Genomic DNA, 18,270 nt, shown 5'->3' with positions numbered 1-18,270 from the left:
CAAGCAACTTAAGTAAATCTATCTCTTCCATTTCTTGTGGAAGTTGTCTGGATTCAGGGTTTTAAGCTGAGTTTGATCTTTTAAGGGAATTATGATGACTGTATTGAAACCTGTTTTAGTAGGAATTCTGGCTGTTGTGGCCAATACGGTTTCAGTGGCTGCTGAAAACACCTATAACCTGATACAGGTCGGATCGGGAAATATGGCAACGGGTGCGCAAGGTGATTTAACGGTTAGTAATAGCCTGATTAGCCAGATACAGATTGGTAATGACAATGAGGTGACAGGTGAGCAGCAGTTGTTTACCGAGTCTAGTGAGATTTATCAGTTACAGCTGGGTGCCAGTAACTCTACCGAATCTAACCAGAGCGCAGCTATATCGTCCACCATTACCATTATACAGATTGGGAACAACAATAGTGCCGAAAATATCGGTCAAACGGGTACTGCACAATCGAGTATTGCTATTACACAAGTTGGTACCAATAACGATGTTGGTTCGTCTCAAGCCGGCGTGGTAGCTGGAGATATTAGCGCAATTTTAATTGGTGACGGCAATAACTCAAGTTTAACACAGGATAGCAGTGTCAGTGACTCTATAAGAGTAACGATAATTGGCGATTCCAATAGAAGTGGAGTATCACAAAATATTGGTTTTGAGAATTCTGTAGTTAATTTTCAGTTTGGGTCTAGAAATGATTCGAATGTTGATCAAAATTTAGGGGTGGCCAATAGTGTTCTTGTTGTGCAGTCGGGTAATGAATTGCGTTCTTTTGTAGCTCAGAGTGCAGCTGCGAGTTCGTCCTCACTTGTGAGTCAAAAAAATACCGCAAACTCTTATGCAGTTAGGCAAGAGAATATAGGTAATTTAAGTGTTGGAGTTCAGGACGGTATTGGTCTAGACGCCATGCAGGATCAAATAGGTAATTTTAGTGCTGGGTTAGTCCAGCAGTTTGGAGCTTTAAATTTTGCTGAGTTGGCTCAAAGTGGAGATTTTAGTACATCAGAGATGCTGCAATTGAGTGGATTTCGTAACAATGCTTTTGTTTTGCAGCTGGAGGCATTCAATACTGCTATTGCAACACAGGCTGGGGATACGAACTCTACCCGTTTGAGTCAGGCTACAGTGGGGAATTTGGCTAATTCCTCCCAGTTTGGTGACAACAACACAGTTTTAGGACTTCAGTAATCAATATTGTCAGATGAAAGGGAGTAACCGCTCATGAAGTACAGTTCTCTAATGGCCTGCGTTCTGTTTTCGATTTCCAGTGCAGCAGGGATAGCAGCTGATAATACCTATCAGCTCATACAGATTGGTGAAGGTAATACGGCAGAAGCTGATCAGAGTGGTCCTGGTGTAAATGGAAGTACCATTATTCAACTACAAATTGGTGTTAATAATGGGGCTTCTGCAACTCAAGGTCCTTTTGCTGAAAACAGTACTATTATCCAGCGACAGGTGGGCAGTAATCAATCCGCTAGTGCGGAACAGCTAGAGGCAGCAATTGACTCAATAGCTGTACAGTATCAGTTTGGAGAGGGGAATACGGCAACTTCAGTTCAGGGTGATGTCGACGATAGCTCTACTTTTGTTTTTCAGGGTGGGATAAGTAACGATGTCAGTATAGGGCAGAATAATGGAGTTGGGAATTCAGCGACGGTTACTCAGCTAGGTGTTGCTAACGGAGGCACCGTCAATCAGGGCGGTGTTCAAAATAGTTCCGAGAATGAGGTGTTCGTGCTTCAAGTTGGAGAAAGCTTAACTTTCCAGATGAATCAAAGGTCGGCAATAGATAATTCTGCTGTAGGGATTCAGTTAGGTGACTCTATGAGTTTGGAGATTACACAAAACTCTGCTTCGGGATCTAGTTCGTTTGCCCTTCAAAGTGGGAATACTAATTCTATTGATTCTACTCAGGAGAATCTTGGTCATGACAGCTATATCCTGCAGAGGGGTACCAGCCTTGAGGTGATACATGAGCAGATTGGTGCTTTTAATACTGCGCTAACTGAACAGCGCGGTGGGATTAATACTGCGGAAACTGTGCAAAGCAATGAGTTTAATTTTGGAGAAACGTTACAGTTAAGTGGTTTGCTTAATGATTCCTTGATAGTACAGCTACAGAGTTTTAATACCGCAGTGGCTATACAGGATGGTGATACCAATCAGTTGAGATTAAGTCAGGCAACGGTTAGTAATCTGGCCACCGCCGTCCAGTTTGGGGACAATAATACCGTGCTCGGCTTGCAATAAGTTTTACTCTCAATGTGTAGAGGTGGGTAGGTTTCTGCTTGTGAAGAACTTTGTTTAATAGCGTGCTCTATATCAAACTAGTCAGCTGATGCGCCTTTTTTCTTCCCGGGGATTCTCAGTGGCGCATCACCTGGCTTAATTTTTCGGAGAACTCTTTTGGCTAGGAATTTTTAGCGTACACATTGGCAATTTAAGGAGTCTGTTAGGGAGTGAAGGCCTTTAACACTTCACTAAAATCCTCCTCTGTTGGTCTTCGGAGCCATTTAAAGTATTTCTTATAGGCTGTTATTCTTGTTCGTATATCAAAGCTCTTTGACAAATATTTATTCTAGAGGAAAAGATGAACCTGAAGGTATGTGCATCATTGGCATTATTAACAATCTTTATTTCAAAGCCAATTTTCTCTCTGGCAGATGTTCAGTGTGGAGATACGATAACGACAGCAGAAATTCTCAGTCAGGATATTTCCTGTGACCTTGAAACACAGGTCACAATAGAAGGGCCTTCCGGAAGCCTGGACATGAACGGTTATGTACTTACTTGTGAAGATAGTGATAGCGCAGGGATCTCTCTTGAAGGTTTAGGAGCTGTATTAGTAGGAGGTACCATAGACACTTGTGGAATTTCTGTCTTTTTAGAAGGCGATGGATTTCATTCAGTTCAAGGTTTGATTTCTGATAGTCCAGGGGTGGGTTTTATAGTGGAGAGTGACAACAATTCTATTAATGGCTCAATGTTTCTTTCAGGTGGCCCTGGTAGCATTGGTTTTCAACTCAATGGGGATTTCAGTCATATTTCAGGGAACTCTCTAAGTGGTAATAGTGATGCCATAGCAGGGATTGTCATTGCGGGTAGTTTCAGTCAGGTTATTCAGAATACCATTGATGGATCTATTTTTGGAATTATTATAGAGCCTCCAACTGTTAATGGATTGGTGGTGCAGAATGTGATATCGAATTCTTCAGATAGCGGTATCATGATGGATTTTGATATAGTGGATCCACCCTCAATGAACTACATTATTTCTGGAAATCAGGTGACTGGTAGTAATGGTGAAGGTGATTTGGTAGATGAGACTCCTGATGCTTGCCTCTCCAGTAATACTTGGTTTGGTAACATATTCGATACTGCTAGCCCAAATTGCTTGAAATAATTGTGTTCTTGTTATTGGTGGGAGAATAGCGTGTTGCTTGCTCAATAAGTATGCCATCCAAAGCTATATAGCTCTGATTAGAACCTCTTTTGTCTTAGCGCCATGGCTAATAGCAGGAGAAGACAAAATGAGACTGTCATTGATATGGGGACGAATTTCACTGATGGTATTTCCATGTATCCTTGTGAAACTGTAAATTGCGGAAGTGAAGGCAAAAGAAAAGTTGAGCAGTGCGGATGCCATACCGTGCCCACCTCTAATTTTAGTAAAGTTTTAAAACCCTTAATGTTGGTAGTTTGTCGTAGTTAACTAATTACCTGAATAATAGTATGCCCACTATATAATTAGTTGTAGTAGTTCTGACTTGACCTGACAGAACACCTTCTGAAAAATCGGTAACTGTCGGGTCAAGTCTGAACTACTACACTTCAAGGGCTGATATTAGTAGCTGCCTTATGGTATGTCTTTACCTACAAAAGCATCACCGACCGCCTTAGTCTAATGTAGTAACAGACCATGCTTTCGAATCTTTCTTAATACTGATATTTCGATCACTTAGTTGTCATCACTTTATGCTAGTGTTCGCCATAATTCACTGGGGTATTTAAAGAAGTAGTTATGGAGAGAAATGAGCCCGATGGCACTCCAAATCCGTCATTGACTGAAAATGCCCGGTTCAGCGAACACCATTCGGCTGACTATTACATTGACGAAACTCCCGTTTGGTGTGATGGAACTTCGATTCCGCAGAATATTTTTACGCCAATGCAGTGGCGAATTTGGTGGCTTGCGACAGCTGGTAAATTTTTTGAAGGAATGATCGTCTTCATGACTGGGGTATCCCACATTTTAATTGCTAAAGAATTTGGTTTGACCGCCTTTAGTATGGGCTTTGTGACATCGGCGACATTGTTTGGAATTCTGGTTGGAGCGATAACCCTAGGAGGGCTCAGCGATCATTATGGCCGGCGGAAAATGTTCATCGCTGAGATGATCATGTTTATCTTTTTCCTGGTGATATTGACCTTCGCAGATTCTTATCTCGTGATTGTTATTTCATTATTTGGTCTGGGATTGGCGCTTGGATGTGATTATCCCACGGCTCACATGATGATCTCTGAAAGTATGGCATCGAGGATGCGGGGCAGGCTAGTTCTCGGAGCCTTTAGTTTTCAGGCTGTTGGAATTTTGGTGGGTACAGGTCTCGCATTTTTGGTCCTCTCTTGGTATCCCTCCCTGGAAGCTTGGCGGTATATGTATGCTGCGGCGATTGTTCCAGCGATTTTGATCACGATTGGTCGTTTCTATATTCCGGAGAGTGCGATGTGGCTTCTGGCTAAAGGTCGCATGCCTGAGGCGGAGAAATCTATCAGTCAACTGTTGAAAAGAGATCCGCCATACCCGTCCAGATTCTTATTGAAGAATGTTGCCACAGCGGAGACGAATGAGAAAAAGATAGGTGGACTATCGAGTATTAAGCATTTACTTCAGGATAATAATTCTCGAAAAGCAATCAAACTCTCTTCTATTCCCTGGTTTTTGCAGGATTTGGGAACCTATGGCGTTGGTATCTTCACGCCAGTAATTTTAGCGAATGTGTTGGGATATGCGTCACCCCATGCACGCTCCATTTCGGAATTAATCCATAACAAAGTCGAGGCGGCGAAAGGGGCAGCATTAATCGATGTAATGCTGGTAGTTGGCGTTATTCTAGCAATTATATTTGTGGATAGGGTGGGGCGTATCCGATTGCAAGTTCTTGGCTTCCTTGGTTGTGCACTCGGCCTTCTTATTGCCGCCTATGGAGAATCTTTAAATACTAGCCAGCAGTTACCATTCATTTTCGGGGGGTTTATGTTGTTCAACTTGATGAATAATCTGGGGCCAAATTCTCAGACTTATCTAATCGCTGGGGAGGTATTCCCGACCCGCTATCGTGGTGCTGGTGCGGGATTGGCCGCATCCATCTCAAAGTTCGGGGGTGTCGCAATCGCATTTTTTTTTCCAATTTTACTTAGCGATATTGGCGCAAGTATGTTGCTTAGTGCACTAGCCGTGACTTCCTTGATTGGCGCAATGATAACCTGGAAGTACCGGATAGAAATGACGGGGAAGTCACTTGATGACGTTGGCTAATCATTAAAAAAAACCATGGAGTTCCTCGTCAAGTACTTCACTTTCGAATGTACAGATACATCTGCATGTTATTGATAATGGCAAGCCCATATTTTTTCTAAAGTCTAATTGCAGCTGGAATGGTTTCTGAGAGGCGTTCGAGTGACTGTAAGTTTAATTGTCAACTATGGCTAAAATATAAGCCGGCCAATATATAGTTACTAAAAAGGGAGAAGGAAAGAATACACCGCGCTTGGGACCCTATGAGGCATGGATGCCGATTAGGAGCTTACAGGGATGTATTCACAGCGTGTCTCGAGTGCGGTGTATTCTTTCCTTCCACCCCAGTAGTAACTTACTGGTCAGTAACTATAAGGCGCTCCACTGTCAATTTGACCAGACCTATCTTGAATGTTTAAAAAAGTTTTATTTTTAGGATTTTTGATTTTGTAATTTTTGGTGTATGGGGAATAGGTGGGGGGTAAATAAGTTCTTTAGCTTGCGTTCTTTATTGTTTTAAAGGTTGGAATTGGTTTTCTTTATGTGCTTTATTCCTTTCAATTTAATTGTAAATAAAAAGCCCCGGCGTACCGGGGCTTTTTATTTCTTCTTTTAGTTATGGTTGGCCCACAGCTTTTGAGCAGGCCAGGTAAACATCCAGTTGGTTGTTTATAAAGCTCAAGCCGCTCAAAGATAGCCTGACCTGATCAAAGTCACTATTGGTGGTGACTAATAGCAGGCGGTGATTGCGCGCACCGTTGACTTTGAATGGGGCCAGACGATATCCGCTGGTGGACTCCCCTGTGGCTACTCCGTCCAAATAAGTGCTGATTGTGATGGTGTTCAGGTAGATGATATCCAGCAGTGGTGTGGTGTGCTCTACCAGGAAACCGACCACATGGCGTCCCTCTTTAACCGAGTGGTGGTTGATTTGAATATGGGTAGAGCCGCCCGCACCGCTGACAACTTCCATTCTGGCTGCATCAGATAGGACGCCGTTAAATACCCTTTCTACTGCAGTAATAGAACATCCATCACAGGGCTGTTCAATTCCGTAAGTCAGGTCTGCATCTACACCGTTAACAATCTCCAAGTCTTCAAACGCTGCACAGGACAGGCCTGATTCGAGGTCGCAGGCGTCGCCGATACCATCGTTATCGGAGTCCTCCTGGTTGGGATTGGGAGTCTGGGGACAGTTATCGAGATCGTTTTCTACCTCGTCCCCATCCAGGTCTGCATCGCAAACATCTCCCACTCCATCACCATCAGTATCGGTTTGGTTTGGATTTGGAATCGCGGGGCAGTTGTCGACGGTATCATCAAGACCGTCATCGTCGCGGTCGTTATCGCAGACGTCTCCGGCACCGTCGTTATCGCCGTCCTCTTGCCCTGGATTCGGAATCATTGGGCAGTTGTCGACGTCATCATTAACGCCGTCACCATCCAAGTCTTCGTCACAGGCATCCCCAATACCGTCACCGTCAGTATCGGTTTGGTCGTTTGGCGTTAGTGGACAGTTGTCATCGGTGTTGTCTATGCCATCGCCATCGGCATCGCTATCACACTCATCGCCGACACCGTCGCCATCCGTGTCCGTTTGATTCGGATTGGGAATGGCTGGGCAATTGTCTTCACCGTCATCGTGGCCATCATTGTCGGTGTCACTATCGTCATCACAAGCGTCGCCGATGCCGTCACCGTCCTGATCGGCTTGATCATCATTTGGGATAGCCGGGCAGTTGTCGGAAGTGTCCGGGACTGTGTCACCATCCCGGTCGCTGTCACAGACATCACCAACGCCATCCTGATCGATATCCGACTGATCGCTGTTGGCAGTATCCGGGCAGTTATCGTAGGCGTTATCTACGCCGTCGTTATCGTTGTCGCCATCGCAGGCATCGCCGATTCCGTCGTTGTCACTGTCTTCCTGTAGTGTATTGCTGACATAGGGGCAGTTATCGTCGTCATTGAAGATACCGTCGCCATCGAGGTCTGGATCGCAGGCGTCACCGACTGAATCCCCGTCGGTATCTGTTTGATCACTATTGGATGCCGTGGGGCAGTTATCGGCTATGTCATCGACGCCGTCGTTGTCGTCGTCGCTATCACAGATATCGCCGCTGCCATCCCCGTCAGTATCGAGTTGGTCTGAGTTGGGTATCGATGGGCAATTGTCGGTATCGTTATCGGTGCCGTCTCCATCGAGGTCGCTATCGCAGGCATCCCCGACACCATCTCCATCCTGATCAGTTTGATCGGTGTTGGGGATGAGTACACAGTTGTCGACGCTGTCAGGTACCTGATCGCCGTCGACATCGGTGTTGTCATCGCAGGCATCTCCGTAACCATCACCATCTGTATCTGTTTGATCTGCGTTGGGTACCAGAGGGCAGTTGTCATTTTCATTTTCAACGCCGTCATCATCGCGATCGCTGTCGCAGGCATCGCCGGTGCCGTCGCCGTCGGTATCGGTTTGATCATCGTTGGCAACGGCCGGACAGTTGTCATTACTATCGTCTATACCATCGCCGTCATCGTCGCTGTCACAGCTATCGCCTTGCCCGTCACTATCAATATCGCTTTGGTCTGAATTGGCGGTAGCAGGGCAGTTGTCATCGTCGTTATCAATGCCATCACCATCCTGGTCGCTATCACAGGCATCGCCGACACCGTCTTCGTCGATATCACTTTGATCGGTATTGCTATGGCTGGGGCAGTTGTCGACCTCATCATCGACAGAGTCATTGTCGTCGTCGCTGTCACAGGCGTCGCCAATGCCATCTCCGTCGTTATCGTCTTGGCTCGGGTTGTGGGTGGATGGGCAGTTGTCATCTTCGTTATCGATGCCGTCACTGTCCGCATCGTCATCACAGGCATCACCTATACCATCACCATCCTGGTCGGTTTGTGAGGAGTTGGCTGCGGTTGGGCAGTTGTCGTCTTGATCGTCTACGCCATCACCGTCGTCATCGCTGTCACAGGCATCGCCAATGCCGTCGCCGTCAAGGTCGGCTTGGTCCGGGTTGGATACCGCTGGGCAGTTATCCTGGCCGTCGTCGTGGCCGTCATTGTCAGTATCGCTATCTTCGTCACAGGCGTCGCCGATACCGTCATTGTCCTGATCCGACTGGTCTGGGTTGGCTACATCTGGACAGTTATCCAGGCTGTCGGTGTAGCTGTCCCCGTCGCGGTCGTTGTCGCACACATCCCCGACGCCGTCGCCATCGATATCTCCCTGTTCGCTATTTGAATCAGCAGGGCAGTTGTCAGAATCGTTGGGGACGTTGTCACCATCCAGGTCGCTGTCACAGGCATTGCCTATGCCGTCGCTATCACTGTCGGCTTGGTCCGAATTGGGGGTTTGTGGGCAGTTGTCTGAAGTGTCTGGGTGGGAGTCGCCATCGTCATCAGTATCACAGGCATCACCGCTGCCGTCGCCATCTAAATCATCCTGGTCTGAATTGCTAACAGCCGGACAATTGTCATTATCATCATCGATACCGTCACCATCTGAGTCTGTGACACCAGGGGGTGGGAGCAAGTCATCGGCGGCATCGCCCCGGCCTCCATCAGAACCGCAGGCACTTAAAAGCACCAATGAAAATAGGATCGCAATAAGCGAAGGTAGACGCATGGTCATAATCTCCCGAACAAAATCCATTTTTGTTATCTGTCGGACAAGCGCAGTAGACCTATAAAAAATACGCCTGCAATAAATCATTTATGCTGGCGCACTTGGACTCCGGCTTATTTTTAGATAGATGTCATTATTTTGGTTGTGCGTATTTCTAATACTAAAGTTATGGCGCACAACCGTTTATGAGTGTGGTAACTATGCGTTCTTTCTCACTAAAAGTGTGATGAATGGCGAAATTTTGGCGGGATAATTTATGGGTGATAAAGCATGTAATTAGTAAAGGAAAATTCACGCCATTAAAAATATCGGAATAGATAATTTGACAGTTTGTTTTGCTATTGGTCTTGAGTATTTACTGAGTGGAAGATGATTCTGAGCCTGATTAAACCGCTGTAAGGATCGGGAGTTATACCGCCACTATTAATTGGGCAAGTGGTCAAATGGCTAAGGGCGATAAGGGAAGTTCATCTTGTGGTAAGTCTGATGCAGATCAGAGAAAACAGGAAGTTATTCCTCGTGTTCATGAAGTTTTATAAAAGTTATCGTTGAGTTTGTCTCAAGCATGTTCGCCAGAAGCGTAGCAGGATGGTTTTTTGTGGAAGTTAATTTTTCTGCTTGATCATGACATTTGCAGCTACGTATTTAAGTCGAGATATATCGGCTAAGCTCTTCTTGAAGAGCATTCTTTGCAGTCATATGGTGTAAACCAGGTGAGCCAAAGACATCACCTGGGTTTATAGATTGTGATCTTTCTATTTAAGGTTTAACTTCATTTCCATAAGTGATGGTTTGAAGCCAGCTTTTTCATAGGCTTTTATCGCTGAGCTATTTTGAGAGTAAACGTCAAGGTAGAAATCTTGAATCCCACTCTGTTTTCCCCATGCAATTAATTTCTCTATTAGCTTTGAGTTAATGCCCTTTCCTCGGTGTGCTGGTGATACATACATAAAGCCCAAATAAGCATGCCGCTCATGATCAAGAGATATCTTTGAGTTTCGTATCTGGGCATATCCACTTCCAATGATCTCATCTTCGGTTTCAACTACCAGAAGATATGAGTCATCAGATAGTATCAAGTTTTCCATATCATAATAGAATGCTGATTCAGCCTTAATGGATGGATTGTATGGTCTTTCGGCTTCGATAAGGCACTGTTCAAATTTAAGTAAATCAGGAATGTCTTCTATAAGTGCTTTTCTAAAATTCAACATCTTAATTTTCAGTGGTGATAGGTTTGAAACTGAAAGCTGCTTCAGCTTGATAAGGGCCTGTATCTGCCCACTACTGTGAGCCGTTATCTGTGTGATTGCGTGAGAATAACAGATTATAGTAAAAAGGGAGAAGAAAATAATACACTACGTTCAGGACCCTATGAGGCATGGATGCCGATAAGGAGCTTACAGGGATGTATTCACAGCGCGTCTCGAGTGCTGTGTATTATTTCCTGTTACCCCAGTAGTAAGTATTGAAGCAGCTTTTGTGATTCAAGCTTTGCTTGTTTAGGAAATTAGCCCCAGAGCCCTGTCAATTGTCCAATACCCGCTGGCTATTCCAACTGGATAAATAGCGTATTTTGATTGTGTCAGAAGTTGGTTATACAAAGTTGTAATTTTCCACTTCGAGAATATCCGCTGAACTGTAGATGATAAAAAAATCAAAACCAAGACAAATAATATTTGCCCCAGTTCTACACCTATATTAAAGCTAAATAATGCGGTGATTTTATGGCTATGAGGAAGTCCTAACTCCGCTAGCGCACTGGCAAACCCAAACCCGTGAAGTAATCCAAAGCCAGTGGCAACAATCGCCGGATGGCGTCGGGTTAAACTTGTTTTACTCTGTCCATTATGCGCGTATACAATTTCTGCGGCTAACAGCATAATACTCAATGGGATCAACACTTCAACAACATCTACTCTTATGGTGAATAAGTCTAAACTTGCGAGCCCTAGAGTGAGAGAGTGGCCTACTGTAAATCCGCTAATCGCTATTAAAATGCCTCTAAAGTTTCTGGCGATAAAGACTAAACATAATACGAATAGTAAGTGATCATAGCCCTCTAATATGTGTAAGAAACCTGCTTCAATATATTGTGTGACACAATCCCATATAGTTAGGCGGGAAGGTAGATTTATCTCTAAGACTTTGGGACCATTAAAGAGATTAATAGTGTCACCGTCTGATTTTTCAAAATGAATTAAGCTCGATAAGGCTGGATTGGCAATGGGGTATGTGATTTTTATTGTTAGGGGATTATATGGTCTTGTAAAATTGTTTGGGTGGGGGGTCCTGCATAGGTAACTCTTCACGTTGGATCCGGCAGGCCCTGTTATCTCTGGTTGTATTTGGCAGAATTCGCCCTTTAAGTGTATCTCAGGTTCAGTGCCTGGCTGCATGATAGGGGGGATTTTCCATCGAAGGACATATCTGCTTTCCGTGACTTCTTTTAAATCAATGTATATCGGTCTTCCGTCATGAGCGAAACTAAAATTGCTAGTTGTTGTAAGTAACAATAAGAATAGAAGGGCTTTGATAATCTTGTAGGGAGTTTTAGTTGGCATAGGTGATATCCACAGGTACATATGGTATCGAGGCATCCCTCTCTATTCTGTAGCCTGCCAACAGCTCTTGTATTCTAAGTTGTCTGTTTTCCTCCATTTTGTTTCGTCGATAATCTTCAAGTACTAAGGGGGCAGTTTCTCTAAAATTGGGTAAGCGGCTTGTTTTGTTTTCACTAACCAAAATTAGATGTAGACCATATGGAGATTTAAATGGACCGGACCAGGTGTTCAATGGTAGTTGAAAGATACGTTCTGCCAAATCATCGCCGAAGTGGCTGGCCACTAGATGGGGAGTGCGATCTGCATAATTCCGATGAAAGATAAATCTGTCTCCGTAGAAGGCGGATTCCTCGAATGGAACAGACTGCTTTATTAAGTGGTTCAAGCTCTGCTTAACAGTCTTCTCTAATTTTTCTTTAGAGTGACGTCTAAAATCAAAGAAAACATGAGTGAAGGTAATAGATGCTTCAATTCGATATTTCTCGCGATAAAGCTGGAAGTAGTTTTCCAAGTCTTCTTCACTAATATCAGTGTTACTGGAAAAGCCACCATTTACATAGTCAAGCTTTTGAATAAGGCGTCGTCGTATAATCTGATCATGCTTCTGCAGGCCTAGATTAAGGGCTTCACGGTAAAGTACTTCTTCTTTAATGTAATCATTAATGAGGTCGGATTTTTCTGGCTGGGTCAAGCCCTCCCAATAACGTCGTGCAAAACTCTGGTTAAATGTTTTTTTCTGGAATTGGAGGTGCTCAATTAGTATGTCTTCGCTGATAAGCAAGGTATCTTCAAAGTTGGTTCCATTTTCTTCTATTAACAACTCTGCGACAACGAATAGCACTAAAGCGATAATAGAGAAGTGTACCAGAGGCTCCCTTTTCAGAATCTCTAATTTCCGCTGCATGAAGCTTTCTCCTTAAAACCCGCAGAGTGTATTGATATCAGGATGTAAGCGACGTTTATAGATATGTTATTTACTCGCTTTGGTGTCAAGGTTCCTACCAGTCTTAGGGGGTATACCAAATTGGGGATGTATAAGCGCGCTCCTGGATAACGGCGGGTCCTTCAGGCGGTACCTGAATATTTCCATTATTGATTTCTTTTGTAGCTATCGCATCGTAGAGTGAATGGCGTGGAGTAGGGATTTGCAATACCCGAACATAGTAAAAGGCTTTTTCGTTCATATTAAACTTTGGATCTTGCCATAGGGTTGATAACTCTATGGAGCCAATGTTGTTGGTGTATTGCCCCGTTTCTCGATTTACTGTGTCCCCCACAGGCATTAGCTGCCCTTGGTTATTAAGCGTGCGTTCCCCAGACCAGGCAACATTAAATATTTTTTCTTGGGTCTTTCCTGTTGAGTCCAGCCAAGATTTAACCACTTGAATTCGATCCAGATTTGCTCCTTTAGGATCTTTTGTGGCGCGTATAAGTAGCTGAATTGGTTGGTCAGTTCTTTGTGGTTTGACTAAATCCCCCCCCATAGGTACTCCATGGGAATAACCGAGTTCAGCAATATTTTCAGCATCTATAGCGTGTTTCGGAAAATTCCAGCCTGCAAAGACGCGCACCTGAATTCGAGGACCTGTAGTGGCATATACTTCACGGCGTTTAAATGCAGCGAAAAGGCTTTCTCTGGTATTTTCTTCAGCCCAAGCGGCGGCGAGTCCAGAAGCGGACATGTTCCAACCTGTAGCCTTGGTTCCGCCAATGACAGTGTTAGTTCGCTTGCTGCTTGGTACTGAGTCATGAGCAAACTTGCCCCAAAAGTTGTTCTCCTCAGCAGTTGACATACCCGTATGTGAATCTGTAGACCCCACAAACCCCAGCTTATAAGGGTTTACACCAATTTTCTTCTGAATTTCCAGTCCTGTACGTAAGGCGGATCGGACGAAATCACCTTTAGCGACATGGTACGACTCCGGGTCAGCTTGCAGATAGAATGGATAATTCTCAAAGTCTGCGAAAGGATCGTCCGGGGAAAGCGTTGAATGGGTTTCTGAGTCCCCCTTAATTTGCGTTATTTCAACCAGGGGCTCCCAGCGCATGCGTGTACGCGCATACTGTGTATCAATTGGCTCACCACGCAGAGTGGTTTCTGCAAACATATAACCTTTGGACACATTGGAATTGTGGGGAATCGCAATGAATTCACTGCCAGTTCGTTTAGATGTCTCATCTAACCAGTGCCACAAATCTTCTGGGTACTGGCTCTGATCAGACCCAAAAGGAAGATACTGCTTAGCTTTTTCCGCCCCATCAGGAGAGACTACCACCCGGTGTAAGTTGGCCCCGGTTGGTGTTGAGCTCCATTCCCAGCCAATAAAACTGGTAAAAGTGCCCGGGTTATTATGGCGCTCTGCGGCATCGACTATTGCGCTCCATGCGCTTGTCCGGGTCTTATCCAGATCTCCAAGAACGGGCTCAGGGGGCGTGTTAGCTGGGTCCTGGACAGGGTCAGCGGGAGCTACTGTGTCTAGCGCCTTTTTGGGCAGTAACTCATTGAAAATATCCATACCTTCATTTATTGAGACTTTATATCTAATATGCTGCTTGGCAAACCAGCGCATCATTGACTGGTATAAGGACATATCGCTGTCGAGCTCATCTGTTTGATTCACCACTGCCCTCATAACTCCCAGCCCTTCAGCGTGATCTGAAACCACGAGAAAATCCAACGGGGTGTCTATACGTACTTTTGCATGAGTGTAGGGGTGAATAACCGGCTGCCCCTTGGCCCACCGATAAGCGGTGTCCGGAGTTGCCGAATAATTTTGGCTTAAGAAGGCATCGAACGAGTAGGAGGTATGAAGGTGCATATCTCCCCAGAAAACTTGCGTGGGCTCACTAGCACCAACACCTAGGTGAGTGATGGATAATGTAACCCCTACCAGACGTGCTATTCTTTTTATGGGATTTTTCATATTTCCAATTGCCAACGTCGGTTGGCTATCTTTTAGATGACTAGATCCTCTTAACATGTCAGGATCGTTAGGATAATCTTGGTAAATAAGGAAGTGATTGATTAGATGCTAATCATTTGGCTTTTAGGTTTCTTTGCAAATAAAGCCAATCTCTTGACCAATTAGGACACACTTGTAGATGGCTGAGTATGGACACACGACCATTGCAACTTGGGTATTACCTATTATTGAGGCCCTAAAACCATTCTGTTCTACCCAAGAAATTTTGCAGCGTGCAGAAATTGACCCCAAATGCATAGTGGATGCGAACCAGAGAATCCCTTTAGAGAATATGAAAAAGCTATGGGGGCTCGCTGAATCCATATCAGGTGATGATTGTATCGGCCTACAAGTCACTAAGTATGTGAATCATACAAACCTTCATGCCCTGAGTTATGCCCACTTGGCCAGTAGCTCCATCAGGGAGAGCTTACTGAGATCTGCACGATTCTCAGAAGTGGTTACCACCGCTATGCGAATCAATGTTCATGATGAACAGCAACAAGTAATAGTCTCCTGGGAAAAAGTTGACAATTTTCCATATGATCCAAGTATTCATGCTATAGATGCCTTTATGGCTTTGCTAATAAAGTCCATCAGAAAGATATGCCCTGATGTGCATCATCATTTGATTTCTATTAATCTGGAGAGGCCCAGACCTGCCACCCTTGAGCGGCATAAATTGATGTATAAGTGCCCAATTAACTTTTCGGCAGACATTTGTGAGATCAGATTTAAACAAGAGTTTGTTGATCGAAAGCTCTCTTCGGGAAACGATGAGTTGGTCAGGGTCAACGAGCAAGCCCTAATTGGTTACTTGGAGCGTTTGCAGAAGAATGACATAGTTAGCATGACCAGTAGAGTGCTTGTTGATCTGATGGTTACAGGTAATTTTTCACAAGAGGTCGTGGCCAAGGAGCTTGGGATTAGTTGCCGTGGTTTGCATAGAAAACTAAAAGAAAGAGGTTCCAGTTATCAGACTGTTCTAGATGAAATACGCCAGCATCAGGCTGTACAGTATCTTAAGCAAAGCGATACCCCGATCACGTCAATCGCCTACAAATTAGGGTTCTGCGATACCAGTAGTTTTTCCAGAAGCTTTAAAAAATGGACTGGGCAATCTCCACGAGAGTTTCGGGGTAAGCATAGTAGAGATATTTCAATAGAAATCTGTATGGATTAAGAACGATTTAATATCACAACTTGTGAGAATGCCCGGCAGCGCTGGCGCATATTGTCGAGTTCCTCATCATCAAATTGAAACCTCTCTATAATTGTTGCGACCCACCAGTTATAGGGGCTCTTATTTCTGTCAGGAATTCTCTGGTTGCTCATTTTAACTGCCTTGTACTCACCGGTGATGGGGAAGCTAATAATCTCTTCTTATGCATTAATTCCTCCGCTTGCGCTCATGTAAAACAGGAATAAAGCAGCGGCGAGATTTAGGGGTACACGAATAATGCCTGCAATTCTGTTTGGGCCCCACTCATCTTTAGCTATGGCCGTCTTAAACTCACTTAGAGTGAAATAACAAAATGCGCAGCCAAGTAAAAAGGAGCCTACCCTTGTATTGAAAATGGACAGATTTAGCATCTCAGGATTCAAAAACCGGACAGCCAGTAAGCCAAGCATTGCCAGTAGGGTGGTGAGGATAATAATTTCATTAACTCCAAATGCCTTCTTGCTCATAAAATACGATGTTCCAATTAGTGTGGACTAACTACTAAAATAACTTTCCGATGATGGACTCTTTTCTAGGGGCTTGCTAAAGTGGTGCATGTCCTCGCAAGCTTGTATGGTTGCTCTCACCCGAACTTGATCTTAAAGCCTCCACCGCGAGGGGATAGGTAGGGCTCCGTCTTTGGAGCCCACAGATCGTTTGTTTTCTGGTCGATAGATGTCGCTACCCGACTGTACATTCAAAGTTCATATAGTACTTGAATTCAAGTTTATTACCACTGGGATCTTTTATAAGAAACTTGCCTGACTCATCTTCAGCGCCTTCGTTTTTAATAAGGCTATTTGCTACAAACTCTACATCATTTGATTTACAAATTTCTAATACGGACAGCCATTCCTCTTTACTTAGAATTGGTCCAAAATGGTCAATTTGGTAGGCCGGCATTTTGTCGGAAGCTTGATGAATTGTAATTTGATGGCCGTAAAATAAAATGTCGAACCAGGTGGGGTTGTCACGACCTATAGAGCAGCCCAAAATGTCTAAATAAAAGCGCTTCGCTTCCTCTTTGTCGGGAACCACGAAAGAGAGATGAAATGGACTCAACATAAGTTTCACCTTGTTGTTCGTAAACGTGGGCAAGTCTTAGGTATAACCATCCCTAATTGGGATGGTTTTTTGTTATCTACGTAAAATTGATAGTACGCAGAGGTTAGGTTATTGGCTTGGCAATGGACTTTAAACATTAATGGAAAAGTACTTTGCTTCCCATACCATGCCTTTTTCTATATAGAATTTGTGAGCTTGCTCGCGTCGAACACCAGAAACAAGGCGAACCTGGTTGCAGTTCTCAATTTTTGCTTACTCCAAAATCCAGTCAAAAAGCTTTCCGCCATAACCACTCGATCTTTTCTCTGCTGAGATTATAAGGTCTTCAATTTCGAGATACTTTCCTGTATGTAGCCAGTCAGATATACGGTAACCTACTACGGCTTTTACGCCGTTATCGTCTAGCCGGGCCAGCTGGTACCCGCAGTTGTGAGTTAAAGATAAGATTCTTTTCAAGAAATCATCTTTAGATATATGTGGCCTGAGCTGAGATAAAACCTCATAACAATCCAGTATATCTTGATCTGTCTCGGCTATAGATATATTCACTTGAACCTCGTGCGTGTAACGCTACTACAACATGCTGCTTTGAGCGCAGCGTAAGATGGCCTGGTGGCTTTATTGCAAACTACCCCTCTTAACTATTTGGCCTGTCTCGAAAAATAAGACCAATTTCTATTGTCACCCACGGTTAGTTAATTGATAGATTAGCACTTTGATTCTTCCAAATGAGCTGATTCACAAGCTCAAACATTTCCAAGGTATGCACTTTTCTTTGGAGCCAATTCTAGACCAAATGGAGGGTCAATTGCAGCCTAGGTTCCCACAATAACCGACTCACTTAGCGGTAGTGAAGGAAGCTAGCAGTAGTCAGCTATGCTCCCAGCCAAAAAAACCAGGAATTCCGTGGGAATTATATCAGCTCGCTGTATCTGATTGAGCGGCACCAGATTAGTGTCGTCAATTGATAGGAGTGCTAGTTCCAAACCGTTACTTTATATCTCAATTACTCTGCAATCCAACCCCTAGCGATTTCAATCGTTGCGCGTATATCTCGCTTGGACTTCACTATTTGAGATGCACTGCGAACATTTAGAATTTATAGTTCCACCCTTTGAATGAAGTGAATTTTTAGGGGTTGTCGTATCAAAAAGTCCAAACCCTAAAGGGTTATAAAAATAACACCATTGCCATTTCTAATAGACTGATTACCTAAAATCCTCACAGTATATTAAAAATACCTAAGCAATTTTGACTGCCGGCAGAAGGGGGCTTGCGGTAAGTAGTAGTATTGAAGATC

Annotated in this window: 13 protein-coding genes; 5 read left to right on the top strand and 8 right to left on the bottom strand. The window is 44.2% G+C overall.

Annotated features, from left to right (window positions below; all coding sequences use genetic code 11):
• The first annotated feature begins 91 nt into the window (after positions 1–91).
• The 4 genes from ACJJIL_RS15690 (at position 92) to ACJJIL_RS15675 (ending at position 5,543) form a co-directional block, all read left to right on the top strand.
• Positions 92–1,189: a hypothetical protein gene (locus ACJJIL_RS15690; RefSeq protein WP_445360153.1), complete on the top strand. Its 1,098-nt coding sequence runs from the start codon at positions 92–94 to the stop codon at positions 1,187–1,189.
• A gap of 33 nt (positions 1,190–1,222) precedes the next feature.
• Positions 1,223–2,254: a hypothetical protein gene (locus ACJJIL_RS15685; protein ID WP_444912410.1), complete on the top strand. Its 1,032-nt coding sequence runs from the start codon at positions 1,223–1,225 to the stop codon at positions 2,252–2,254.
• A gap of 340 nt (positions 2,255–2,594) precedes the next feature.
• Positions 2,595–3,407 (top strand): right-handed parallel beta-helix repeat-containing protein, encoded by an 813-nt coding sequence (locus ACJJIL_RS15680; protein WP_444942401.1) that lies wholly within the window; start codon positions 2,595–2,597, stop codon positions 3,405–3,407.
• Positions 3,408–4,025: 618 nt separating this feature from the next.
• Positions 4,026–5,543 carry an MFS transporter gene (locus ACJJIL_RS15675; protein ID WP_445359637.1) on the top strand — a complete coding sequence of 506 codons (1,518 nt, stop codon included), beginning with the start codon at positions 4,026–4,028 and terminating at the stop codon, positions 5,541–5,543.
• A gap of 595 nt (positions 5,544–6,138) precedes the next feature.
• On the opposite strand, the gene ACJJIL_RS15670 is transcribed toward ACJJIL_RS15675, so the two are convergent.
• From ACJJIL_RS15670 to ACJJIL_RS15650, 5 genes are all read right to left on the bottom strand, one after another.
• Positions 6,139–9,183, bottom strand: a complete 3,045-nt coding sequence (locus ACJJIL_RS15670; RefSeq protein ID WP_445360152.1) for a thrombospondin type 3 repeat-containing protein — start codon at positions 9,181–9,183, stop codon at positions 6,139–6,141.
• Between the two features lie 728 nt (positions 9,184–9,911).
• Positions 9,912–10,370, bottom strand: a complete 459-nt coding sequence (locus tag ACJJIL_RS15665) for a GNAT family N-acetyltransferase (protein ID WP_445360151.1) — start codon at positions 10,368–10,370, stop codon at positions 9,912–9,914.
• A gap of 288 nt (positions 10,371–10,658) precedes the next feature.
• Positions 10,659–11,720 (bottom strand): HupE/UreJ family protein, encoded by a 1,062-nt coding sequence (locus ACJJIL_RS15660; RefSeq protein ID WP_445360150.1) that lies wholly within the window; start codon positions 11,718–11,720, stop codon positions 10,659–10,661.
• Positions 11,710–12,624 (bottom strand): peptidylprolyl isomerase, encoded by a 915-nt coding sequence (locus tag ACJJIL_RS15655; RefSeq protein ID WP_445360149.1) that lies wholly within the window; start codon positions 12,622–12,624, stop codon positions 11,710–11,712. Before ACJJIL_RS15655 ends, ACJJIL_RS15660 begins: the two co-directional genes overlap by 11 nt.
• Positions 12,625–12,727: 103 nt before the next feature.
• Positions 12,728–14,644 (bottom strand): DUF3604 domain-containing protein, encoded by a 1,917-nt coding sequence (locus ACJJIL_RS15650; protein ID WP_445360148.1) that lies wholly within the window; start codon positions 14,642–14,644, stop codon positions 12,728–12,730.
• Between the two features lie 178 nt (positions 14,645–14,822).
• Between ACJJIL_RS15650 and ACJJIL_RS15645 the strand changes: the two genes are divergently transcribed.
• Entirely contained in the window at positions 14,823–15,866 is a 1,044-nt protein-coding gene (locus ACJJIL_RS15645) for an AraC family transcriptional regulator (RefSeq protein WP_445360147.1), read from the top strand.
• 200 nt (positions 15,867–16,066) lie between these two features.
• On the opposite strand, the gene ACJJIL_RS15640 is transcribed toward ACJJIL_RS15645, so the two are convergent.
• The 3 genes from ACJJIL_RS15640 to ACJJIL_RS15630 all read right to left on the bottom strand — a co-directional run bounded on the left by ACJJIL_RS15640 (position 16,067) and on the right by ACJJIL_RS15630 (position 17,519).
• Positions 16,067–16,372 carry a hypothetical protein gene (locus tag ACJJIL_RS15640; protein ID WP_445360146.1) on the bottom strand — a complete coding sequence of 102 codons (306 nt, stop codon included), beginning with the start codon at positions 16,370–16,372 and terminating at the stop codon, positions 16,067–16,069.
• Between the two features lie 214 nt (positions 16,373–16,586).
• Positions 16,587–16,970 carry a VOC family protein gene (locus tag ACJJIL_RS15635; RefSeq protein WP_445360145.1) on the bottom strand — a complete coding sequence of 128 codons (384 nt, stop codon included), beginning with the start codon at positions 16,968–16,970 and terminating at the stop codon, positions 16,587–16,589.
• A 252-nt stretch (positions 16,971–17,222) separates the two neighbouring features.
• Positions 17,223–17,519 carry a GNAT family N-acetyltransferase gene (locus ACJJIL_RS15630; protein ID WP_445360144.1) on the bottom strand — a complete coding sequence of 99 codons (297 nt, stop codon included), beginning with the start codon at positions 17,517–17,519 and terminating at the stop codon, positions 17,223–17,225.
• Positions 17,520–18,270 lie beyond the last annotated feature (751 nt).

This window comes from Microbulbifer maximicatervae (SeqCode) (assembly GCF_052468095.1).
Note: the sequence above shows the minus strand (reverse complement) of the source record. Positions and strands in the feature narration are given on the sequence as shown.